Here is a 23,628-nt window from a genome sequence, read left to right as displayed (position 1 = left end):
CTCATCGGGATTACTTCTGACCGATATCGCGCAGTTTTTTGCCGGACATCAGGTTGCGCTCGATGTGCTCCAGCGAAACGTTTTTGGTCTCTGGAATCAGCGCCAGCGTCAGCAGAATGAAGAACACGTTCAGACCGGCGTAAACCCAGAAGGTTGGCGCGTTGCCCAGCGTATTCAGCATGGTCAGGAAGGTAGCACCGACAATCATGTTGGCAATCCAGTTGGTCGCGGTGGACACCGTGATACCGAAGTCGCGGCCTTTCAGCGGCTGAATCTCGGAACACAGTACCCAAATCAGCGGGCCAGCAGACATCGCAAAACCAATGATGAACATCAGCAGCATCGCCACCGCGAAGTATTGCGCTTCTTGAGAATGGATGCCGATGTGCAGCATGGTGCCGAGAATGCCCATACCCAGCGCCATCACCAGGAAGCCCAGCAGCAGCGTAGGTTTACGGCCCCAGCGATCCACCAGACCGATAGCAATAAAGGTCGCCAATACGTTCACCAGACCAACAATCACCGTGCCCCACATTTGCTGCGTGGTGTTGGCAAAGCCAGCGATTTCGAAGATCTTCGGTGCGTAGTACATGATGACGTTCATGCCGGTGAACTGCTGCATCACCTGCAACAGCACGCCAAGGAACACTGCGCGGCGGAAGTTGCTGTTGCTCTGGAACAGCTGCCAGCCCGACTGTTTAATTTTCAGGCTTTCACGGATTTCATCCAGTTCACGTTTGGCTTGTTCGCTGGTATCACGCAGGCGCGATAACACGCGCTCAGCACTGCGGAAGTCACCTTTAGCCGCCAGCCAGCGTGGGCTGTTGGGCAGGAAGAAGACGCCAACCAGCAGCAGTACCGCAGGAATGGTGATGATGCCCAGCATCCAGCGCCATGCGCCAGCATCGCTGAATGCGGTATCGGAGAGATACGCCGCCAGAATACCGATGGTGATCATCAGCTGATACAGCGAAATCATACTGCCGCGAATCTTCTCCGGTGCGATTTCCGAGAGATACAGCGGCGCGGTGTAAGAAGCAACACCCACGGCCAGGCCAAGCACCACGCGTGCGGCGATCAGCATTTCCGGGCTGGTTGCACCCGCAGACCACAGTGAACCAATAACGAAAAGAATCGCACCGGCCATCAGGCTCTTTTTACGACCCAGACGCGATGACATCCAGCCGCTGCCCACCGCACCGACTGCAGCACCAAACATCATTGAGCTGACGATCCACTCTTGCTGGTGGGCAGTGACGTTAAAATCTTTCGCGATGAAAGGCAGAGCACCGGCGATAACACCGATATCCAGACCAAACAGCAAGCCGGCCAGCGCCGCTAAGAAGCAGACAAACAAGGTCATGACCTTATTTGAAGTTCTGCTCTTGTGATTATTACCAGGCATGAAGCCTCCAAAGTTTATCCATCGTTGTTGTTATCAATGTTATGAAACCTGTCGGCGGAAAAAAGTGAGTAAGATCACACCAGTGTAATCGGTTACACACGCTGAAACCCTGCAATCCAGCATTTTCCGCCCGAAATAGTTACGTAACCAGTAAGGTATAGCACCCTTTAAGTTTCTGACATCGCACTAAATACCGGCTATCAGACGACGCTGAAAATAACGCATTTTCAGAGTAATAACTACGCTGAAAAATCTCTAAATTGCCGATTGATAAAGGATTTCAAAATGTAATCGTTATCACTAAGTTGTAAGCGAGGTGAAAGAAGTGTAGACGGCGGAGAAAAATGTGCCTGACGATGCAAAGGCATAAAAAAAGCCCGCCAAAAGCGAGCTTCGATGTCAAATCGTACAGCGTCGCCCTCTCACGTGGGAGAGGGCCGGGGCGAGGGCATCAGCCCGCAGAGTAGTCTATTACTTCAAACCCGCCGCTTCGCGTAGCTGCGCGGCTTTGTCAGTCTGCTCCCACGGGAAGTGCTCACGACCAAAGTGACCGTATGCTGCGGTCTCTTTGTAGATCGGTTTCAGCAGATCCATCATCTGAATCAGGCCGTATGGACGCAGGTCGAAGAACTCGCGCACCAGCAGCGTCAGCTGCTCGGTGGAGACTTTCTCGGTACCGAAAGTTTCAACCATGATCGAGGTTGGCTCAGCCACGCCGATGGCGTAAGAAACCTGGATTTCACAACGGTCAGCCAGGCCAGCCGCGACGATGTTCTTCGCCACATAACGTGCGGCGTAAGCGGCAGAACGGTCGACTTTTGACGGATCCTTACCTGAGAACGCGCCGCCACCGTGACGCGCCATACCGCCGTAGGTATCAACGATAATTTTACGACCGGTCAGACCGCAGTCGCCCATTGGACCACCGATGACAAAACGGCCAGTTGGGTTGATGTGGTATTTGGTGCTGGCGGTGATCCACTCAGTCGGCAGAACCGGCTTGATGATCTCTTCCATCACCGCTTCACGCAGATCGGCGGTGGTCACATCTTCAGCATGCTGGGTCGAGAGTACAACTGCATCGATACCGACAATTTTGCCGTCATCGTACTGGAAGGTGATCTGGCTTTTTGCATCCGGACGCAGCCACGGCAGTGAACCACTTTTACGCACTTCAGCCTGACGCTGCACCAGACGGTGCGCGTAGGTGACCGGCGCTGGCATCAGCACATCGGTTTCGTTGCTGGCGTAGCCGAACATCAGGCCCTGATCGCCCGCGCCTTGTTCCAGCGGATCGGTACGGTCAACGCCCTGATTGATGTCTGGAGATTGCTTACCAATCGCGCTCAGCACTGCGCAAGAGTTCGCATCAAAGCCCATATCGGAATGGACATAGCCGATTTCACGTACGGTATTACGGGTGATCTCTTCGATATCCACCCATGCGCTGGTGGTGATTTCACCGCCAACCAGCACCATACCGGTCTTCACGTAAGTTTCGCAGGCCACGCGCGCTTTCGGATCCTGCTCGAGGATCGCATCCAGCACGGCATCGGAAATTTGGTCAGCGATTTTATCAGGATGTCCTTCTGATACGGACTCAGATGTAAAAAGGTGTTTAGCCATTCTGTTCTTTACCTTAAAAATGGTTTGAATACGACTGCATAGCGTAAGCGGGATCAGACCGACTCGACGCCCCTTCAGGCAAAGCCGCAAGCAGTGGCAGCGAGAGCATTAACTCACACCGCCTGAATGTTAATCAGTTTAGATGGAAAACCATCTGGACGGCTATTCTAGGTTACTCAGTGAGCACTTTTCCAGTGCTTTTTCCGATCCCGCATTTTCCGCAACATCATAAGTGGAATCATTTCCTGACACCGCGCGCAGTTACTGACAAAGATTTTGCAATTTACCCCGTGTGGCTGTATAAAACGCCGCTGCTGTCGACCACAGCCGCAAAGGATGACGCCGCCGTGCGTCGCGCCGTCAGATGCCATTTAATCTGACCTTCACCCAAGCCGTTTCTCGCGTGCTTTAAGCAGGCGATGGAGGTGATTAAAGTAATGAACCACTCTTTCTTTCGCTTTGGTTCACTGCGCTGTTCCGGCGCGCTGGCACTCCTTTCACACTCCAAAACCGTTCTTTTCTCTTATCGACGTTGTGTTCATTCTCCCGACACGCGCGCCGGTTAACATTTCTCTGCATCTATTACTCTATTTCGCTGTCTACTGACCGTGGAAGTCTCAGGCTATTTGCCCCGACTTTGGCGCGGTGTTTTACACTTAGAGTCAGCATTGCACAGTGCAACCTTACAGAGGCAGCAAGCAGGATGAGGCAATTTTTACCTGGCGCCACCATGACAAAACTCGGTAACAAATTCATATTTCAACGGAAAATTGAGGTTCGCGATGTCTGACGACATGAAGAATATCAAGGGTTCGTCAGCTGGCGAACAAGGTGTACTCCGCTCCATGCAGGAGGTGGCGATGAACGATCAGGAAGCGAGCAGAATGCTGCGTACCTACAACATTGCCTGGTGGGGAAACAACTATTACGACGTCAACGAGCTGGGGCACATCAGCGTGTGTCCCGATCCGGATCAGCCGGAAGTGCGCGTTGACTTAGCGAAGCTGGTGAAAGAGCGCGAAGCCGACGGTCAACGTCTGCCGGCGCTGTTCTGCTTCCCGCAGATTCTCCAGCATCGTCTGCGTTCGATTAATGCCGCCTTCAAACGCGCGCGTGAATCTTACGGCTATAAAGGTGATTACTTCCTGGTTTACCCAATCAAGGTGAATCAGCATAAGCGCGTGATTGAGTCGCTGGTCAACTCTGGCGAACCGCTGGGCTTGGAAGCCGGTTCGAAAGCCGAGCTGATGGCTGTGCTGGCCCACGCCGGCAAAACCCGTTCGGTGATTGTCTGCAACGGCTACAAAGACCGCGAATACATTCGTCTGGCGCTGATCGGTGAAAAGCTCGGCCACAAAGTCTATCTGGTGATCGAGAAGATGACCGAGGTGCGTCTGGTGCTGGAAGAGGCCGAGCGTCTGAATGTGATTCCGCGTCTTGGTATCCGTGCGCGTCTGGCGTCGCAGGGCTCAGGCAAGTGGCAGTCGAGCGGCGGTGAAAAATCGAAGTTTGGCCTGGCGGCATCGCAGGTGTTACAGCTGGTCGATATCATGCGCAAAGCGGGCCGTCTCGATAGCCTGCAGCTGCTGCACTTCCATCTCGGTTCGCAGATGTCCAACATCCGCGACATCGCGACCGGCGTGCGTGAGTCGGCGCGTTTCTACGTGGAGCTGGCGAAGCTGGGCGTTAACATCAAATGCTTCGATGTGGGCGGCGGTTTGGGCGTGGATTATGAAGGAACCCGCTCGCAGTCAGATTGCTCGGTCAACTACGGTCTGAACGAATACGCCAACAACGTGATTTGGGCGATTGGCGATGCCTGTGAAGAGAACGGGCTGGAACATCCAACCGTGATCACCGAGTCAGGTCGTGCGGTGACGGCGCACCACACCGTGCTGGTGTCCAACATCATTGGTGTTGAGCGTAACGAGTTCAGCACGCCGGTGGCACCGGATGCCGATTCACCGCGTCCGATTCAGAGCCTGTGGGATACGTGGCAGGAGATGCACGAACCCGACGTGCGTCGTTCGCTGCGCGAATGGCTGCACGATAGCCAAATGGATCTGTTCGACATCCATACCGGTTATTCATCAGGCACCTACGATCTCGGCCAGCGCGCCTGGGCAGAGCAGCTTTATCTGAGCATCTGCCACTACATTCAGCAGCATCTCGATCCCAGCAACCGCGCGCATCGCCCGATCATTGATGAGCTGCAGGAGCGCATGGCGGATAAGATTTACGTCAACTTCTCGCTGTTCCAGTCAATGCCGGATGCGTGGGGCATCGATCAGCTGTTCCCGGTGCTGCCGCTGGAAGGGCTGAATAAAATGCCGAAGCGTCGCGCGGTGTTGCTCGACATCACCTGTGACTCCGATGGCACCATCGATCACTACGTCGATGGCGATGGCATTGCCACCACCATGCCGATGCCGGAATACGACATCGACAATCCGCCGATGCTCGGCTTCTTTATGGTGGGCGCGTATCAGGAAATTCTCGGCAACATGCATAACCTGTTCGGTGATACCGAAGCGGTTGATGTGTTTGCGTTCCCGGATGGCAGCGTGGAAGTTCAGCTGTCGGATGAGGGCGATACCGTAGCGGATATGCTTGAGTACGTGCAGCTGAATCCTAACGATTTGATGACGCTGTTCCGCGATCAGGTAACGCAACAAACGGATATAGATGAAGAGCTGCGCGCGCAGTTCTTGTCTGAATTCGAGAGTGGCTTGTACGGTTATACCTATTTAGAAGATGAGTAATTAATTGCTCTTAAACCGAGCTCGCAAGGGCTCGGTTTTCGCTTTTCCTGCTATATCCGCGCCTGGCAACAATAATTTAATTTGATTTGTGAAGACGATCACCTTTGGCTTATTTGTAACCCGCCACGTAAATCCCACATTTACCTCCCAAAATGCTATCTCCTTCTTTTCTCTAATAAAGCGAGTCGGCAACGCTGATTATTGTCTTAATATCCTTACCTTACTTACTGATTCATCATGGATTAAGCAGTTATTCTGTTATGTATTCTTTGCAATGCATAATAAAAATTTAAACATTAAGGTTTTAATAGTCACCATAGAAATTAGTGGTTATTGGCGCTTTTTGGAAGCATAGATGCCAGATAAAGCATTTTGCAATTTGAGTTAAGGAGGGCTATCAAATCGTGCAGAATCTTTTTTTATCATTATTTTTCAATTCGATAAGTTTTTTACAGATCTATTAAAGTAAAAGATAAGTTAAATTAGATTAAGAATTTTCTGAGCTTTTGTGAATTTTAGAGAAATTTACTTACGTTATTGATTGATTTAAACGATTGAAGTTACCTAAAGTGTTTACTGAAATCTATTTCTCAAAGTGTAAGTAGTACGTTAACCTTCAGTTAAGACATTAAGTTTTATCAATGTTTACCTTACTTCTTACATGAGAAATCCTGACAGTTTAAGGCTATCAGGCAGTTGCAGTAAGGATGTGAAATGAGCAATCAACCGAAGACAGTGTTCTTGTTGGAGCCGGTTTACGATTTATCCGGCCAGGTGATTGCCAGGGAATTGTTAACGCGTCTTGCAGACGACGCAAATATCAATAATAAGCGTAACCCTGAAAGGGATGTTGGGTTCTTCAGTCAGCTTTCTGCTGACGTTAAATGGCAGTTATTCCTCCACCAGATCGAAAAACTTATTCAGCTATACCAGAAAGGGTTCGACCAGATTGTCAGTGTCAATGTTGATAGAGATATCGTAGCCAGCATTTTTAAACATGCTGAAATACAAGAAAAACTGGCTCAACTGACGCTGTTGCGTCTGGAAATATCAGCATTCTTCACCGCGCGATTTAATAGCGCCGATCTGTTGATTTTAAAAGGTGTCGCGAAAGTGACGCCAGCCCCTTTATGGCTCGATGACTTTGGTCCGGGTTATTCCAACCTTTCCATGTTTGATAGCGGAATATTTGAAATCGTCAAGATTGACAAAGAATTTTTTTGGCAATTTGGCGACGGTCGCACCTTTGACATTCTGCTCGACCATCTCAACGAATTATGCAACGGCGTCATCGTTGAGGGTGTTGAAAATCAACAACAGGTCGACCTGCTGTCGCATAAAGCAATTTATGGCATGCAGGGCTATTTGTGGCAGAGCGTCTATCTCGATGATTTATTAGCTTAATCCTGAAATTATTGAGTTGGTTTCATCCCTCGGGGAACTGAAAAAATGTCAAAGCCTGGGCTTTATGCGTTTCACGTCATTTGTGCCCGGCCGCTTGAGAATAAATATATTTTTCCCGTGGTGATTTTAAGAAATAAAACCAATCAGTTATCAGGATGGCGGCTAAACAAAACTCAACGCGATTTCATTCTTAGCCTGTATGAAATCGATCAAGAGAAGAAGTGAATAATCGTCGCGATTATTCGCTGTAAAAGCCGGTGTCTGCTGATACCGGGCGTGATTATGGAAACTGCGGGATCTCGATAACATGAATAATATCTCAGTAACCCCAAAAGGTGGGACCGTTGCTTCTGAGCTGAGTGGAAATCAAGTTAATTTGACCGCTCCGAGTTTGGTGAAGCTGCATCTTAATCAGTCTGATATTAAGTCTTTCACACGCAATGGTAATGATTTAGTCGTCACCACGAAGTCTGGTGAAGTGGTTGTTATTCATAATTTTTATAGCCCGAATGGCGATAGCGATCTGGTTCTGCAGGACGATCGCGGCGCCATGTGGTGGGTTGAAGATCCCGGTACAGAAGGTTTCCAGTACGTTTCAATCGACAGCACCGAAGGGCTGTTAGCGGAAAACACCACCAATAACGGCACCATTGCCGCCTTTGGTATCGGTGGTGCGGCGCTGGCGGGCTTAGGTGCGCTGTTTGCCGGTTCAGGTGGTGGTGGCGGTAATGCCTCGCCGACCAATCCCGATGACGGTAACAACGGCGGCAATCCCACCAACCCAACTAATCCTACCAACCCAACCAATCCCACCGATCCCGGTGAAAACGACACCACGCCGCCAACCGCCATCACGGATTTGGTGATCAACGACGCCGTAGGTCCGTACCAGGGCGCGATTGGCGCGGGTGCCATTACCGATGACAACACACCCACGCTGAGCGGCACCGCTGAAGCGGGCGCGATTGTCAGCATCTACGATGGCAGCACGCTGCTCGGCACTGTCACCGTTGGCGCCGATGGCCGCTGGAGCTTTACCACGCCAGCGCTGGCGGAGGGTCAGCATAGTTTGACCGCTACCGTCACCGACGCGGCGGGGAACACCAGCCCAGCGACCAATCCGGTGGATTTCACCGTGGATACCGTGGCGCCCGCAACGGTTGGCGACCTGAGCGTCATCAACAACAGCGGTTCGACTGCGCAGCCCATAGCTAACGGCGGCGCGACCAAAGACACTACGCCAGTGCTGAGCGGAACCGCAGAAGCGGGCTCAATTATCACTATCCGCGATGGCGATACGGTGCTCGGCAGTGTCACGGTGGGCAGCAACGGTGCATGGAGCTTTACCAGCCCAGCGCTGGGTGAGGGCAGCCATACGTTGAGCATCACCGCCACCGATGCGGCGGGCAACGTCAGCACGCCAGCGACCATCACCTTCACCGTGGATACGCAAGCGCCAGCAGCAGTCATCGACCTGCAGGTTAACGATAATTCAGGCGGCAGCGGCGGCACCGTAACTAACGGCGGGACGACCGATGACAATACGCCGACGCTTACCGGCAGCGGTGAAGTGGGGACGATCGTCAGCGTTTATGATGGGCAAACGCTGCTGGGTACGGCGGTCGTGGGTTCCGATGGCAGCTGGAGTTACACCACCAGCGCCCTGAGTAACGGCAGCCACAGCCTGACTGTGACCGTGACCGATGCGGCTGGCAACGTCAGCGCGCCATCAGCCCCTTATGAAATCACCGTGCAGGCCGCTATTCCGCCGGCCACAACGTCGCTGGAAATCACCGATGATTCCGGCAACACGCTGGTGCAGCTCAGCAACGGCGCCAGCACTCACGATAACACGCCAACGTTGAGCGGCCTGGCGACGGCGGGTGCGCTGATCACGCTGTATAACGGCACCACGGTGCTGGGTAGCGTGGTTGCGGGCAGCGATGGTCAGTGGACCTTTACCCCAACAGCGTTGGCTGACGGTGCCTACGCGCTGCACGCCACCGTTGATAACAACGCGGGCAGCGTGACGCAAACGCCAACCATCACCATCACGGTGGATACCGTCGCACCTGCTGCGGCCGGTGGCGTAACGCTGAGCGATAACGATGGCAGCACGCTACAACCGATTGCCGCCGGTGGCGCGACCAATAACACCATGCCGGTGCTGAGCGGCACCGCTGAACCGGGCAGCACCGTCACCGTGCGTGATGGCGATAGCGTGCTCGGTACGGCAACCGTGGGCAGCAATGGGTCATGGAGCTTCACTGCGCCGACCTTAACCGAAGGCGGTCACAGCCTGACCGCCACGGTCACCGACGCGGCAGGTAATGTGAGTCCAACCTCGACGCCGATCGCCTTCACCGTGGATACTCAGGCACCTGCGGGTGCCAGCAATGTGGTGATCAGCGATAACGTCGGTGCTGCAACCGGCCCAATCACCGCGGGCGGCACCACCGACGACAGCACACCCACGCTATCCGGTAACGGTGAAGCCAACGCCATCGTCAAAATTTATGATGGCAGCACGCTTCTCGGCAGCGTCACCGTTGGCAACGACGGCACCTGGAGCTTTACCACGCCAACGTTGAGCAACGGTAGCCATTCGCTCAGCGTAACGGTGACCGATGCGGCAGGTAACGTCAGCCCGGCGACAACCGGTGTTGGCTTCACCGTCAACGCTGGCGTACCGCCAACCACCAGCACGCTGGAAATCACCGATGACAGCGGCAGCACACTTCGCCTGTTGCCAGAAGGTTCCAGCACGCAGGACACCACGCCAACCTTGAGCGGTCTGGCCTCGGCGGGCGCGCTCATCGAGTTATATAACGGCACCACGCTGCTCGGCAGCACCGTCGCGGGTGCGGATGGGCAATGGAGCTTTACGCCAGCTACCGCGCTGGCTGACGGGACTTATGCCTTCCACGCCACGGCCACTGATACCAATGGCAATGTGACCGATTCCGGCACCCTCAACATCACTATTGATAACACCGCGCCGGCAGCGGCTGGCGACTTGCAATTGAGCGATAACAGCGGCAGCACTGTGGTACCCATTGCCTCTGGCGGCACCAGCAATGACAACACGCCAACCTTGAGCGGCACCGCAGAACCGGGCAGCACCGTTACCGTGCTGGATGGCACCAACGTGATCGGCAGCGCAACGGTGGGCAGCGACGGCAGCTGGAGCTTCACCTCGCCAACCCTGAGTGACGGCAACCACAGCCTCACCACCACCGTCACCGATCCGGCCGGTAACACCGGTCCGGCGTCGCCAGCCGTTACTTTAACAGTGGATACCACGCCGCCAGCCGTTATTGCCGATCTGGTGATCGAAGATAGCGTCGGCGCGGTACAAGGACCGTTAACGTCCGGCGATACTACCGATGACCGCGCACCAACCCTGAGCGGCACCGGCGAGCCGAATGCCACTATCAGCATTTACGATGGCACCACGCTGCTGGGTAACACCACCGTGGGCACCGACGGAACCTGGAGTTTCACCACGCCAGCGCTGAGCAATGGCAGCCATACCCTCACCGTCAGTGCCACGGACAGCGCCGGTAACGTTGGTCCAGCCAGTCCACCCATCGTGATTAACGTTGATGCGGCTATTCCGCCAGCCACATCGTCGCTGGAAGTGACGGATGAAAACGGCAATACCGTGGGTCAGCTGACTGACGGCGGCAGCACCAACAATGACAGCCCGGTATTAACCGGTTTGGCGGGGCCCGGCAATATCATAACCCTGTATGACGGCACCACCGTGCTGGGCAGCACCACAGCGGGCAGTAACGGTCAGTGGATTTTCTATGTCACCGGTTTAGGCAATGGTCCGCATGCGTTGCACGGCACCATTACCGATGCCAACGGCAACGTCACTGATACCGCAACCATTAACATCACCGTCGATACTATTGCGCCCGATGCCGCAACCGGCGTGGAACTCACCAACGATGCGGGCAGCATTACGCAGCCAGTTACCGCTGGCGGGGCCAGCAATGATGCGACACCAGTCTTAAGCGGCAGCGCGGAAGCGGGCAGCACCGTTACTATCCTTGATGGCACCACCGTGTTGGGTACCGTGACGGTCGGCAGCGACGGTAACTGGAGCTTTACCACACCGACGCTGGCGGAGGGCAATCACAGCCTGAGCACCACCGTGACCGATGCGGCGGGCAACGTCAGCCCGGCGACCACACCGATCGCCTTCAGCGTAGATACCACCGCGCCAGCGCCGGTCAGCGGTTTGGTGGTCAATGATAACGTCGGCGGCAGCACCGGTCCGTTGACTTCGGGCACCCTCACCGACGACAGCACGCCAACCCTGAGCGGCACCGCCGAAGCGGGATCGGTGGTGCGCGTTTATGACGGCACCACGCTACTGGGCTCAGCGACAGCGGGCAGCGACGGTAGCTGGAGCTTCACGCCAGATGCCGCGCTGACTAACGGCCAACACAGCCTGACCACCACCGTCACCGATGCGGCAGGCAATGTTAGCCCGTCGTCGCCGGTATTTACCCTCAATGTCGATGCTGGCGTTCCGGCGACCAGCAGCCTGCTGGTGGTGACCGACGACAGCGGCAGCACGCTGGTTGAACTGCCAAACAACTCCAGCACTAACGACACCACGCCGATTCTTAGCGGTCAGGCGGGCGCGGGCGATCTGATCACGCTGTATAACGGCACCACCCTCATTGGCAGCACGGTCGCGGGTAGCGATGGGCAGTGGAACTTCACGCCTGCGGCGCTGGCCGATGCCACTTACGCTTTCCATGCGGTCGCCACTAACGCGACGACCGGCGTGGAGACCGATTCGCCAACCATCAACATCACCATTGATACCGTGGTGCCGACCGCGCCAACCGGCGTGGCGCTGGAAGATGGTGCAGGTGTGCCGATCCCGGAAGGCAGCAGCACCAACACCAACACGCCAACCTTGAGCGGCAGCGGTGAAATTGGCAGCACAGTGACCATCTCGGATGGCACCACCGTGCTCGGCACCACCACAGTGGGCAACGGTGGCAGCTGGAGTTACACCACGCCACCGCTGAGCGATGGCGATCATAGCCTGACCTCAACCGTTACCGATGCCGCTGGCAATACTGGCCCGGCTTCTACGCCGGTGACGGTGACCATCGATACCCAACCGCCTGCCGCAGCGGGCAATGTGCAGTTCACCAACGATGATGGCACACCGCTGGCTTCAGGTAGCACTACCGGCGACACCACGCCAACCCTGAACGGCACCGCCGAACCGGGCAGCACCGTGACGGTGAGCGATGGCACTACGGTGCTGGGCACCGCAATCACCGGCATCGACGGCAACTGGAGCTTTACACCAACCGATCCGCTGAGTGAAGGGCAGCACAATCTCACCACCACCGTCACCGATACGGCCGGTAACGTCGGCCCTGCGTCGTCGGTGGTGATTGTGATTGTGGATACCACGCCACCGGCAGCGGCGACCGATTTGCAACTGAGCAACGATGGCAGCGGCACGCTGGTGCCGGTCGTGGATGGCGGCACCACCAACGATGTTACGCCGGTGTTGAGCGGTCGTGCGGAACCGGGCAGCGTCGTGACGGTGTCTGATGGCAGCACGGCGTTGGGTTCGGTGACCGTCGGCAACGATGGCAACTGGAGCTTTACCTCTCCGGTGCTCGGCGATGGTTCACACAGCCTGACCACCACCGTGACCGATGCGGCGGGCAATACCGGCGCGGCCAGCACGCCATTGACCTTCACCATCGATACCACGGCACCGCCAGCACCGGGCGGTGTGCAGCTGAGTAACGACAGCAGCGGCACGTCTGTTCCTATTCCCTCTGGTGCGGCAACCAATGATGCAACGCCAGTATTGAGCGGCACCGCAGCGGCGGGCAGCACCATTACCGTTTCTGATGGCGCTACCGTACTCGGTACCGTCACCGTCGGCAGCGGCGGAACATGGAGCTTCACCACGCCAGCGCTGAACGAGGGCAATCACAGCCTGACCGCCACCGTTACCAGTCCGGCGGGCAACACCGGTGCGCCCTCTGCGCCCATTGTGGTCACCGTGGATATCACGCCACCTGCGGCGGCAACGGGTCTGCAACTCAGCAACAACGAAGGAGCGACGCCGGTACCGATTGCTGCGGGCGGCACCACTAATGACACCACACCTGCGCTGAGCGGCATCGCAGAAGCGGGCAGCATCGTCACGGTGAGTGATGGCACTACCGTGATCGGCAGCGCAGCCGTTGGCAGCGATGGCAGCTGGAGCGTGATCCCAACCGCACCGTTGACGGCGGGAGAGCACACGCTTACTGCGACCGTCACCGATCCGGCCGGTAACGTTGGCCCGGCATCGGCCCCCATCGTCGTCAATATCGACACCGCCCAACCGCCAGTTGCAGATGATCTTGAGCTGAACAATGACAACGGCGGCACGCCAGTTCCGATTGCGTCCGGCGGCGCGACCAATGACACCACGCCGGTGCTCAGCGGTAGCGCAGCGGCGGGCAGTACCGTGACCGTACTGGATGGCACCACCGTGCTCGGCACCGTTGTGGTTGGCAGCAGCGGCAGCTGGAGCTTCAGTACGCCGGCGTTAAGCGAAGGCGCGCACAGCCTGATCACCACCGTCACCAGCGCATCGGGTAACGTTAGCGATCCGTCTGCGCCGATTAACTTCACCGTGGATACGCAGCCACCGGCAACCTCAACCGGTCTGCAACTGAGTAACGACGGCGGCACGGCGATTGCCGCTGGCGGTATCACCAACGACAGCACGCCGGTGTTGCGCGGCAGCGCCGAAGCGGGCAGCACCGTCACCGTACTGGATGGCACCACCGTGCTGGGCACCGCCACGGCGGACACCGACGGCAACTGGAGCTTTACGCCAACGATCGCGCTGGGCGAGGGCGCACACAGCCTGACCACCACCGTCACCGATGCGGCGGGCAACAGCAGCGGCGCATCCGCGCCGGTTACCTTTACCGTGGATACCTCACCGCCAGCCGCCGCCACCGATCTGCAGCTCAGCAATAACAACAGCGGCACGGCGATTCCTGTTGATACCGGCGGTCGCACCAACGACACCACGCCAGTGTTGAGCGGCAGTGCCGAAGCGGGCAGCGTCGTCACCGTGCGTGATGGCACCGAGGTACTGGGCAGCACCACCGTCGGCACCGATGGCAAATGGAGCTTCACTCCGGCCAATCCGCTGGACGAGGGCGCGCACAGCCTGACCGCTACCGTCACCGATCCGGCCGGTAACGTCGGCCCGGCCTCTACGCCGTACGCGGTTATCATCGATATCACCGCGCCGCCAGCCGTGATTACGGTAGCACTCAGTAACGATCAGGGCAGCACGCCAACGCCAATCGTCTCGGGCGGAGCCACTAACGACACCACGCCGGTGCTGAGCGGTACCGCCGAGGCGGACAACATCATCATCGTGCGTGACGGCACCACCGTGCTGGGCTCGACGATTGTTGGCACCGATGGAACCTGGAGCTTCACCTCGCCAGCGCTGAGCCAGGGCGCGCACAGCCTGACGGCAACCGTAACTGACGCCGCAGGCAACAGCAGCGCTCCGTCTACGGCAATCGCCTTTACCGTCGATACCGAGGCACCGAATGCGGCGACAGGGCTGCAACTGAGCAATGATTCTGGCCAAACGCCGGTACCGATTGCTGCGGGCGGCGCCACCAACGACACCACACCCGTGTTGAGCGGCAGCGCTGAAGCAGGCAGCATCGTGATTGTTTCTGACGGCAGCAACGTGCTGGGATCTGTTGTGGTCGGCAGCGGCGGCAGCTGGAGCTTCACTTCGCCGGAGCTGGGCGAGGGCGATCACAGCCTGACCACCACGGTGACCGATGCTGCAGGTAACGTCAGTTCGCCGTCCGCGGCCCTGAATTTCAGTATTGACACCACGCCACCAGTGGCGCCAGGTGCGATCGCGCTGAACAACAACAACGGCAGTTCACCGGTTACGATTGAGGCAGGCAGCACCACCAACGATGCCACACCGGCGATCAGCGGTACCGCAGCAGCCGGCAGCACCGTGACCGTGCTGGATGGCGCTACCGTGCTGGGCACCGCGATTGTTGGCAGTACCGGACAGTGGAGCTTCACCACGCCAACGCTGGGTGAAGGTGCGCACAGCCTGACGGCGACCGTCACCGATCCTGCGGGTAACGTCGGTCCTGCCTCCGCAGCCATTGCCTTTAACGTTGATACCGTTGCGCCTGTTGCGGCAACCGGACTGGTGCTGAACAACGACAACGGCGGTTCGCCGGTGCCGATTGCTAACAACGGCACCACCAACGACAACACGCCAGAGTTGAGCGGTACCGCAGAAGCCAACAGCATTGTGATTGTGTCTGACGGCACCACCGTGCTGGGCAGCGCCGTCGCCGATGCGCAGGGCGCCTGGAGCTTCTCACCCAATCTGACCGATGGCACGCACAACCTGAGCGTGACGGTGCGTGACGCCGCAGGTAACACCGGACCGGCAAGCAGCACCATCACCGTCACCGTAGATACCGTGGCACCACCAGCGGCGACCGGCCTGACGCTGACCAACGATATTGGTACACCCGTTAGCATTCCGAACGGCGGGCTCACCAACGACAGCACACCGGTGCTGAGCGGTTCTGGACAAGCGGGCAGCATCATCACCGTGTCCGATCAGAACGGCGTGTTGGGATCCACCACCGTCGGGGCGGGCGGAACCTGGACCTTCACGCCGGCGAACGCGCTGGCGGATGGAACCCATACCTTTAGCGTCACGGCCAGCGATGCGGCAGGAAACGTCAGTGCGCCGAGCACCATTGGTGTCGTGATTGATGCCACACCGCCAGCGGCAGCGCTGAACGTGGTGGCCAGTAATGATGAAGGTACGTCGCCGGTGGCTATCACCAACGGCGGCTTCACCAACGACAACACGCCATTCCTCACCGGTACAGCCGAAGCGGGCAGCACGGTGATTATCCGTGACGGCACAACCATCATCGGTAGCGCTTCGGTGGGCAGCAACGGCCAGTGGAGCTTCACCTCACCCACGCTGGATGAGGGCGCGCACAGCCTGAGCACCACCGTGGTGGATGCGGCGGGCAATGTGAGTACAGCGTCACCGGCGATTGATTTTACCGTCGACAGCGTGGTTCCAGCGCCAGCCACGCTGGTGGTGAACAATGACAACAGCGGGACGCCCGTACTGGTGCCGAACGGCGCCACCACCAGCGACAACACGCCGTTGCTGAGTGGCACAGCGGAAGCGGGCAGCCTGGTCACTCTTTATGATGGCACCACCGTGATCGGCTCGACCACCGCAACGTCGGGCGGAACCTGGAGCTTCAGCTCACCGACCTTAACTGAGGGTTCGCATACGCTGACCGCCACCGTAACCGACGAGGTCGGCAACGTCAGTTCGCCATCCTCGACCTTTACCGTGGTGGTGGATGCTACCGCACCGCAGCCGGCTGACGATCTGCTGCTGCAAAATAACAATGGTGGCTCACCGGTGACCATTGCCGATGGCGGCATTACCAATGACAGCACGCCAGCCATCAGCGGCACGGCGGAAGCCAACGCGATCGTTCGCGTCTATGACGGCACCACCTTAGTGGGTTCAGTCGTGGCAGGCAGCAACGGCGCATGGAGCATCACCACCAGCGCGCTGACGGATGCAACGCATACGCTGAATGTCACCGTGACCGATGCGGCGGGCAACGTGAGCGCCAATGCCTCGGTATCATTGACGGTGGACACCTCTACGCCGGCAGCGGTGTCGAGCTTTGCTATTTACAATAATGCGGCCACTACCACCGTGCAGGTGGCGGATGACGGTGACTCTAACGACAACACGCCTTTGCTAAGCGGAACCGGCGTAGCGGGCACCATCATCAACATCTACGAGGGCAGCGATCTTCTTGGCACCACCACGGTAGGCGACAACGGCGAGTGGCGCTTTGAAACTGCGGCTTTAGATGATGGCCAGCACAGCTTCACCGTTTCGGTCACCAACGCTGCGGGCACGACGGGCCCGGAAGCGATACCGATTACGATTAATATTGATACGGCTGCACCGGCAACGGTCAGCAATCTTGTCGTAACAGACGATGAGGGGGGCAGCACCGGTCCGTTGCTGTCGGGTGACACCACCGATGACAACACGCCAACGCTGAGCGGCTCCGCTGAAGCGGGCAGCCGAGTGTCGGTTTACGATGGCACCACGCTGCTGGGCACCGTGATCGCCACTGGCGGCACATGGAGCTTCACGCCGGGCAGCGCGCTCTCTAACGGCGAGCATAACTTCATCTTCACAGTGACCGATGCAGCAGGCAACGTCAGCGCGGCAAGCAGTCCGGCGTTTACGCTCAATATCGCAGCGGATCTGCCGCCAGCGGTCAGTACGCTGGTGATCACCGACGATAGCGGCAATTCACTGGTTACCGTGAATGACGGCGCCAACATCAAGGACGGTACGCCGGTATTAACCGGTGCGGCGACGGTCGGTGATGTGATTACCATTCACGATGGTGCAACGGTGTTAGGCAGCGTCACCGTCGGGGCGTCCGGGCAGTGGACCTTCACGCCAACGCTGGCTGATGGACCGCACGGCGTCTATGTCACCACGGTCGATTCAGTGGGTAATCCGGGCGCAACCTCGCCAACGGTGAACTTCACTATTGATACCGTGGCACCGCTTGCAGCAACTAACCTCTCTGCCGCTAATAACAACGACGGCGTAACCGTGCCCATTGCTAACAATGGCACCACCAACGACAGTACCCCGCGGCTCGCCGGTCTCGCGGAAGCCAACGGCATTGTTACGATTTATGACGGCAACACGGTTATTGGCTCAACGGTCGCCAATGGTAGTGGTGAGTGGGACTTCACGTCGCCAACGCTGAGTCAGGGCGGACATGCGCTGAGCGTCACCGTGACGGATGCGGCGGGTAACGTCAGTCCACGCTCTGATGTTGTGAACCTCACGGTCGATACCGTGGCACCCAACGCTTCGACGCTGGTGGTCACCAACGACGTCACCAGCACAGTGGTGCCAAATGGCGGTTCGACCAACGACAACACGCCGACGCTGAGCGGTACCGCAGAAGTTGGCAGTGTGATCACCGTTTACGACGGTACGACCTTGCTCGGTTCGGTTGCTGCCGGAACAGGCGGAGCATGGAGCTTTATTTCACCGGTACTGGGCGAAGGCAGCCATTCGCTCACCGTTCGCGTAACAGATGCCGCCGGTAACACTAGCGCGGCATCCAGCACGGCAACGGTAATCGTAGATACCGTCGCACCAACGGCGGTGAGCGGTTTGACTGCTGCCAACAACAACGGCAGTTCGCCGGTGACCATTGCTGCGGGGGGGAACACCAACGACAACACGCCAGCGCTGAGCGGTACGGCGGAAGCGGGTAGCGTGGTGGTGATCCGTGATGGCACCGACGTTATCGGTTCTGTCACCGCAGGCAGCAACGGCGCATGGAGCTTCACGTCACCCACGCTGGCTGATGGTCTGCATACCCTGAACGTGACGGCGACCGATCTCGCCGGTAACGTCAGCCCGAATGCGGCGATCAGCTTCACTGTGACCACGGCAGCACCAACGCCAGTCACCGATCTGGTGGTTTCTGACAACGTAGGTGCAACACAAGGGGCACTTACCAGCGGTGCGGCGACCGATGACAACACGCCAACGCTGAGCGGTAATGCCACCGCTGGCAATATCGTGATTATCTCGGAAGGCACCACGGTGCTGGGTTCTGTGGTGGCGGGCAGCAATGGTGCGTGGAGCTTTACCACTGCCGCATTGAGCGACGGATCGCATCCGTTGAGCGTGACGGTGCGTGATGCAGCCGGTAACACCAGCGCGGCGACCAACTTCACGGTCAATGTCGATACGGTGGCGCCAGCCAACGCAACCTTGTTAATCACTAATGATCTCACCAGCACCACGGTGCCGAATGGCGGTTCAACCAACGACAGCACGCCAACGCTGAGCGGTACGGCAGAAGCGGGCAGCCGCGTGTCGATTTACGATGGCAGCACCCTGCTCGGTACGGCGGTGGCAGGCAGCAACGGCGCATGGACCTTCACCACCGACGTCCTGACGCAAGGCGCTCATCCACTGAGCGTCACGGTCACCGATGAGGCAGGTAACGTCAGCGGCAGCACCTCGGCCACGGTGATTATCGATACCGTCGCGCCGGGGGCGGTGTCCGGTTTGGCCGCGGCCAACAACAACGGCAGTACGCCGGTGGCGATTGCCAATAACGGCAGCACCAATGACAACACGCCAGCGCTGAGCGGTACGGCAGAAGCGGGCAGTCTGGTGATTATCCGCGATGGCACCTCGATTATCGGTTCTGTTACCGCAGGCACTAACGGCGCATGGAGCTTCACCACGCCAACGCTGGCGGAGGGGGCGCACACCTTCAACGTCACGGCGACGGATGCAGCGGGCAACGTCAGCCCGAATGCAACGCTTGCCCTGACGGTGGATACCGTGGCACCGGCGCCCGTCACTAACCTGGTGATCAACGATAATGTGGGCGGCATTCAGGGGCCACTGGCGGACGGTGCGGTGACCGATGATGCCACGCCAACGCTGAGTGGTACGGCAGAAGCGAATGCGATTGTCACTATCTACGACGACACCACGGTGCTGGGTTCAGTGGTGGCTGGCGCGGGCGGTGCATGGACCTTTACTACTGCTACGCTAGGCAACGGTGTGCATCCGCTGAGCGTGACGGTGAAAGATGCGGCGGGTAACACCAGTGCCGCCACCACGCCGGTTTCCATCACGGTAGACACCGTGGCGCCAACGGCTTCAACGCTGGTGATCACCAACGACATCACCAGCACCACGGTGCCGAGTGGTGGCTTCACCAACGACAACACCCCAACGCTGAGCGGTGTGGCGGAAGCGGGCAGCCGCGTGTCGATTTATGATGGCGCGACGTTGCTGGGGACGGCGATTGCGAATGGCACAGGCGCGTGGACCTTCACCACCGACGTACTCTCCACCGGCACGCATCCACTCAGCGTTACGGTCACCGACGCGGCGGGTAACGTTAGTGGCAGTACCTCGGCCTCGGTAACCATCGATACCACGCCGCCAGCGGCAGTCACCAATCTGGTGGCCGCTAACAATAACGGCAGTACAGCGGTGAGCATTCCGAACAACGGCGTGACCAACGACAATACGCCGCTGTTGACCGGATCCGGCGAGATTGGCGCGAAGATCAGCGTTTACGATGGCAGCACGCTGCTGGGCACCACCACGGTGGGCAGCGGTGGCACATGGAGCTTCGTCTCGACGGCGCTGAGCAACGGTGTACATACGCTGAACGTCACGGCAACCGATGCGGCGGGTAACGTGAGCCCGAACGCCTCAACCACCCTGACGATTGATACCGTGGCGCCGAATCCGGTGACCAATCTGGTGATCAATGATGACGTCGGCCCTCTTCAGGGGACGCTGGCGAACGGTGCCTTTACCGATGACGCCACGCCAACCCTGAGCGGCACGGCGGAAGCCAACGCGATTGTGACCATCTACGACGGTACCACCGTGATTGGTTCCACCACCGCCAATGGTTCAGGTGCATGGAGCTTCACCACCGCGACCCTGAGCAACGGTAGCCATCCGCTGAGCGTGACGGTGACCGATGCCGCGGGTAACACCAGTGCGGCATCGGCGACGGTTTCCATTACGGTGGATACCGTGGCTCCAGCGGCGTCAACGCTGGTGATCACCAATGATGTCACCAGTACCGTGGTGCCGAGCGGCGGTGCTACCAACGACACCACGCCAACGTTGAGCGGCGTGGCGGAAGCGGGCAGCCGCGTCTCGATCTACGATGGTGGCACCTTGTTAGGCACGGCGATTGCGGGTAGCACTGGCGCATGGACCTTCACCACCGCCGCGCTCACGCAGGGCACGCATCCATTGAGCGTGACGGTAACGGACACGGCCGGTAACGTCAGCGGGACTACGTCGGCGTCGGTCATTATCGATACCACGCCGCCAGCGGCGGTCACCAACCTGGTTGCCGCCAATAACAACGGCAGCACGGCGGTGACCATTCCGAATAACGGCATCACCAACGACAGCACGCCGCTGCTGACCGGTAACGGCGAAGTCGGGGCAAGGATCAGCGTGTACGACGGCACCACACTGCTGGGCACCACCACGGTGGGCAGCGGTGGCACATGGAGCTTCGTCTCGACTGCGCTGAGCAACGGCACCCATACGCTGAACGTGACGGCAACCGATGCGGCGGGCAACGTCAGCCCGAACGCCTCGACCACGCTGCGCATCGACACTGTGGCACCAACGGCCAGTACGCTCACCATTACCGACGACGCCGGCAGCACGCCGGTGACGCTGACCAATGGCGCGTACACCCGTGACACCACGCCAGTGCTGAACGGCACGGCGGAAGTGGGCGCGATTGTCACCATCTACGATGGCACCACCGCGCTGGGTTCAGTAACGGTTGGCGCCGGTGGCAGCTGGACTTACACCCCCAGCGCACTGGCGAACGGTGCGCATCCGTTGAGCGTAACGGTGACTGATTCGGCGGGTAACGTCAGCACCGGTAACACGGCGGTGACGGTGAACGTCGATACTGTGCCGCCTGCGGCGGTAAGTGGCCTGGCAATCAACGGTGCCGGTACCACGGTCACCGGTAGCGGTGAAGTGGGGGCAACGGTAACGGTTCGTGATGCGGGCGGTAACGCGCTGGGTACAACGACGGTAGGCAGCGGCGGTTCATGGTCGGTGAGCCTGAGTACGGCGCAAACCACCGGTGCTTCGCTGTCGGTGATTCAGACTGACCGCGCAGGCAACGTATCGACCAGCACCCCGCTGACCGGTGCGATTCAAATCGTGGCAGCGAATGATGTCAACGAAGTGGATTACACCACCCAAATCGGCACCATCACCAATGCCAATACCAGTTCGACCAGCGTCGCATTGCTGAGCGTTAACCTCGGCAGCGTGCTGGGTGTGGGAGTATTGAGCAGCACTAACGCCTATATGTTTAACGTTGGCGCAGGGGATACGCGCACGGTGACATTACACGCCTCGGCCACCAGCCTGGCGGCGCTGACATCGACTTATACCTTGTACCTCTATCAACAGCAGGCGAACGGCACCTGGGCGCTGAAATCCAGCAACGCCAACTACATCACCACGGTTCTGACCATTGGTACACAAACCGGTGGCAACGTGACTTACAGCAACCTCGGTACAGGTAACTATGCCGTGCTGTTGGGCACCAGCACCGGTGTTGGTGTGTTGCCATCGACTACCGTCACCACCACGTCGGATATTACGACGCTGGCGTTGACCGTGGCGGCAACTGTCACCGGCAACCTGTTGACCAACGATACCAGCTCCGTCGCCGGTACGGTGCCGAACGGTACGGTGGTCACCCAGGTGACTGGCAATGCGATTGCGGCCACCGGTAACACGGTGATCACCAGCAGCTACGGTACGCTGACCATCGATTCGCACGGTAACTACACCTATACGCTGAAGGCGGGACTGGATGCCGATCTGGTGCCAGCCACCGACGTCTTCACCTATTCGGTGCGTGATGCCAGCGGCGCGGTGACCTCGGCGAGCCTGACGGTGAACCTGCACAACGGTGCATCCACCAGCACGCTGCTGGCGACCAGCAGTCTGGTGGCCGAAGCCACCAATGACCACGACGCCAGCGGCAGCATCTACGGTTCAGCATCGGGCACGCACACCGGAACCTTGAGTATCACTAATGAACACGGCGATATCACCACGGTTCACAGCGTGGGTACGACGTCGATTGCCGGCGACTTTGGTGTGCTGAGTATTGCCGCCAACGGTAACTACACCTATTCACTGAACGCGGGCGTGGATGGACAATCCATTACCCATAAAGAGGTGTTCAGTTACACCCTGGCGGCGAGTGATGGCACCATCACCACGCAGTCGTTCACCATTGAGCTGCATCCAACTATCACAGGAACCACGGGGGCTGACACGCTAACCGGCGGTGCCTACGACGACACCATCACCAGCGGTGCCGGCGCAGATACGTTGGTGTATCACTTACTGGCGAGTGCGGATGCTACCGGCGGTAACGGTCACGATACCTGGACCGACTTCAATGTCGCGCAAGGCGACAAAATTGACGTCAGTAATTTGCTTATCGGCTGGAATGATTCCACAAGTAATATTAATGATTTCGTGAAAGTGGATCATACTTCAGATGGCAATACGGTGCTCTCCATTGACCGTGATGGTACCGGTACGGGTTACAGCACCACTCAGCTGATTACGCTGGAAGGCGTGAACGTTTCTCTGGAGGAGCTGCTGCAACAACCGCACCAAAACCACACGGCGTAATCGCTCTGTGATGCAGGGATGCAGTTAGG

The 23,628-nt window shown here is 58.2% G+C and carries 5 protein-coding genes; 3 read left to right on the top strand and 2 right to left on the bottom strand.

Going from position 1 to position 23,628, the window contains the following annotated elements:
* Window positions 1–10: 10 nt before the first annotated feature.
* Both DEU53_RS18615 and metK read right to left on the bottom strand, forming a co-directional pair.
* Window positions 11–1,405, bottom strand: coding sequence for a sugar porter family MFS transporter (locus tag DEU53_RS18615; protein WP_110868021.1), 1,395 nt, complete (start codon window positions 1,403–1,405; stop codon window positions 11–13).
* A gap of 471 nt (window positions 1,406–1,876) precedes the next feature.
* Window positions 1,877–3,031, bottom strand: a complete 1,155-nt coding sequence (metK, locus tag DEU53_RS18610) for a methionine adenosyltransferase (protein ID WP_061720231.1) — start codon at window positions 3,029–3,031, stop codon at window positions 1,877–1,879.
* A 782-nt stretch (window positions 3,032–3,813) separates the two neighbouring features.
* On the opposite strand from metK, the gene speA reads away from it, so the two are divergent.
* The 3 genes from speA (at window position 3,814) to DEU53_RS18580 (ending at window position 23,599) form a co-directional block, all read left to right on the top strand.
* The gene (speA, locus tag DEU53_RS18600) at window positions 3,814–5,793 is read left to right on the top strand and encodes a biosynthetic arginine decarboxylase (protein ID WP_101761914.1); all 1,980 of its coding nucleotides are present in this window, start codon (window positions 3,814–3,816) and stop codon (window positions 5,791–5,793) included.
* Window positions 5,794–6,507: 714 nt separating this feature from the next.
* Window positions 6,508–7,197, top strand: coding sequence for an EAL domain-containing protein (locus DEU53_RS18590; protein WP_110868018.1), 690 nt, complete (start codon window positions 6,508–6,510; stop codon window positions 7,195–7,197).
* A gap of 307 nt (window positions 7,198–7,504) precedes the next feature.
* On the top strand, window positions 7,505–23,599 hold the full coding sequence (locus DEU53_RS18580) for an Ig-like domain-containing protein (RefSeq protein WP_110868017.1): 16,095 nt from the start codon (window positions 7,505–7,507) through the stop codon (window positions 23,597–23,599).
* Window positions 23,600–23,628 lie beyond the last annotated feature (29 nt).

Source organism: Pantoea sp. AG1095 (genome assembly GCF_003208415.1).
Lineage (GTDB): Bacteria > Pseudomonadota > Gammaproteobacteria > Enterobacterales > Enterobacteriaceae > Pantoea > Pantoea leporis.
The sequence above is the reverse complement of the archived record's forward strand: the minus strand, read 5'-3'. Positions and strand labels throughout refer to the sequence as shown.

What these genes read in the sequence shown, in the direction of transcription:
- DEU53_RS18615 (WP_110868021.1), bottom strand. Translation starts at nt 1,405, where the DNA reads ATGCCTGGTAATAATCACAAGAGCAGAACTTCAAATAAGGTCATGACC.
- metK (WP_061720231.1), bottom strand. Translation starts at nt 3,031, where the DNA reads ATGGCTAAACACCTTTTTACATCTGAGTCCGTATCAGAAGGACATCCT.
- speA (WP_101761914.1), top strand. Translation starts at nt 3,814, where the DNA reads ATGTCTGACGACATGAAGAATATCAAGGGTTCGTCAGCTGGCGAACAA.
- DEU53_RS18590 (WP_110868018.1), top strand. Translation starts at nt 6,508, where the DNA reads ATGAGCAATCAACCGAAGACAGTGTTCTTGTTGGAGCCGGTTTACGAT.
- DEU53_RS18580 (WP_110868017.1), top strand. Translation starts at nt 7,505, where the DNA reads ATGAATAATATCTCAGTAACCCCAAAAGGTGGGACCGTTGCTTCTGAG.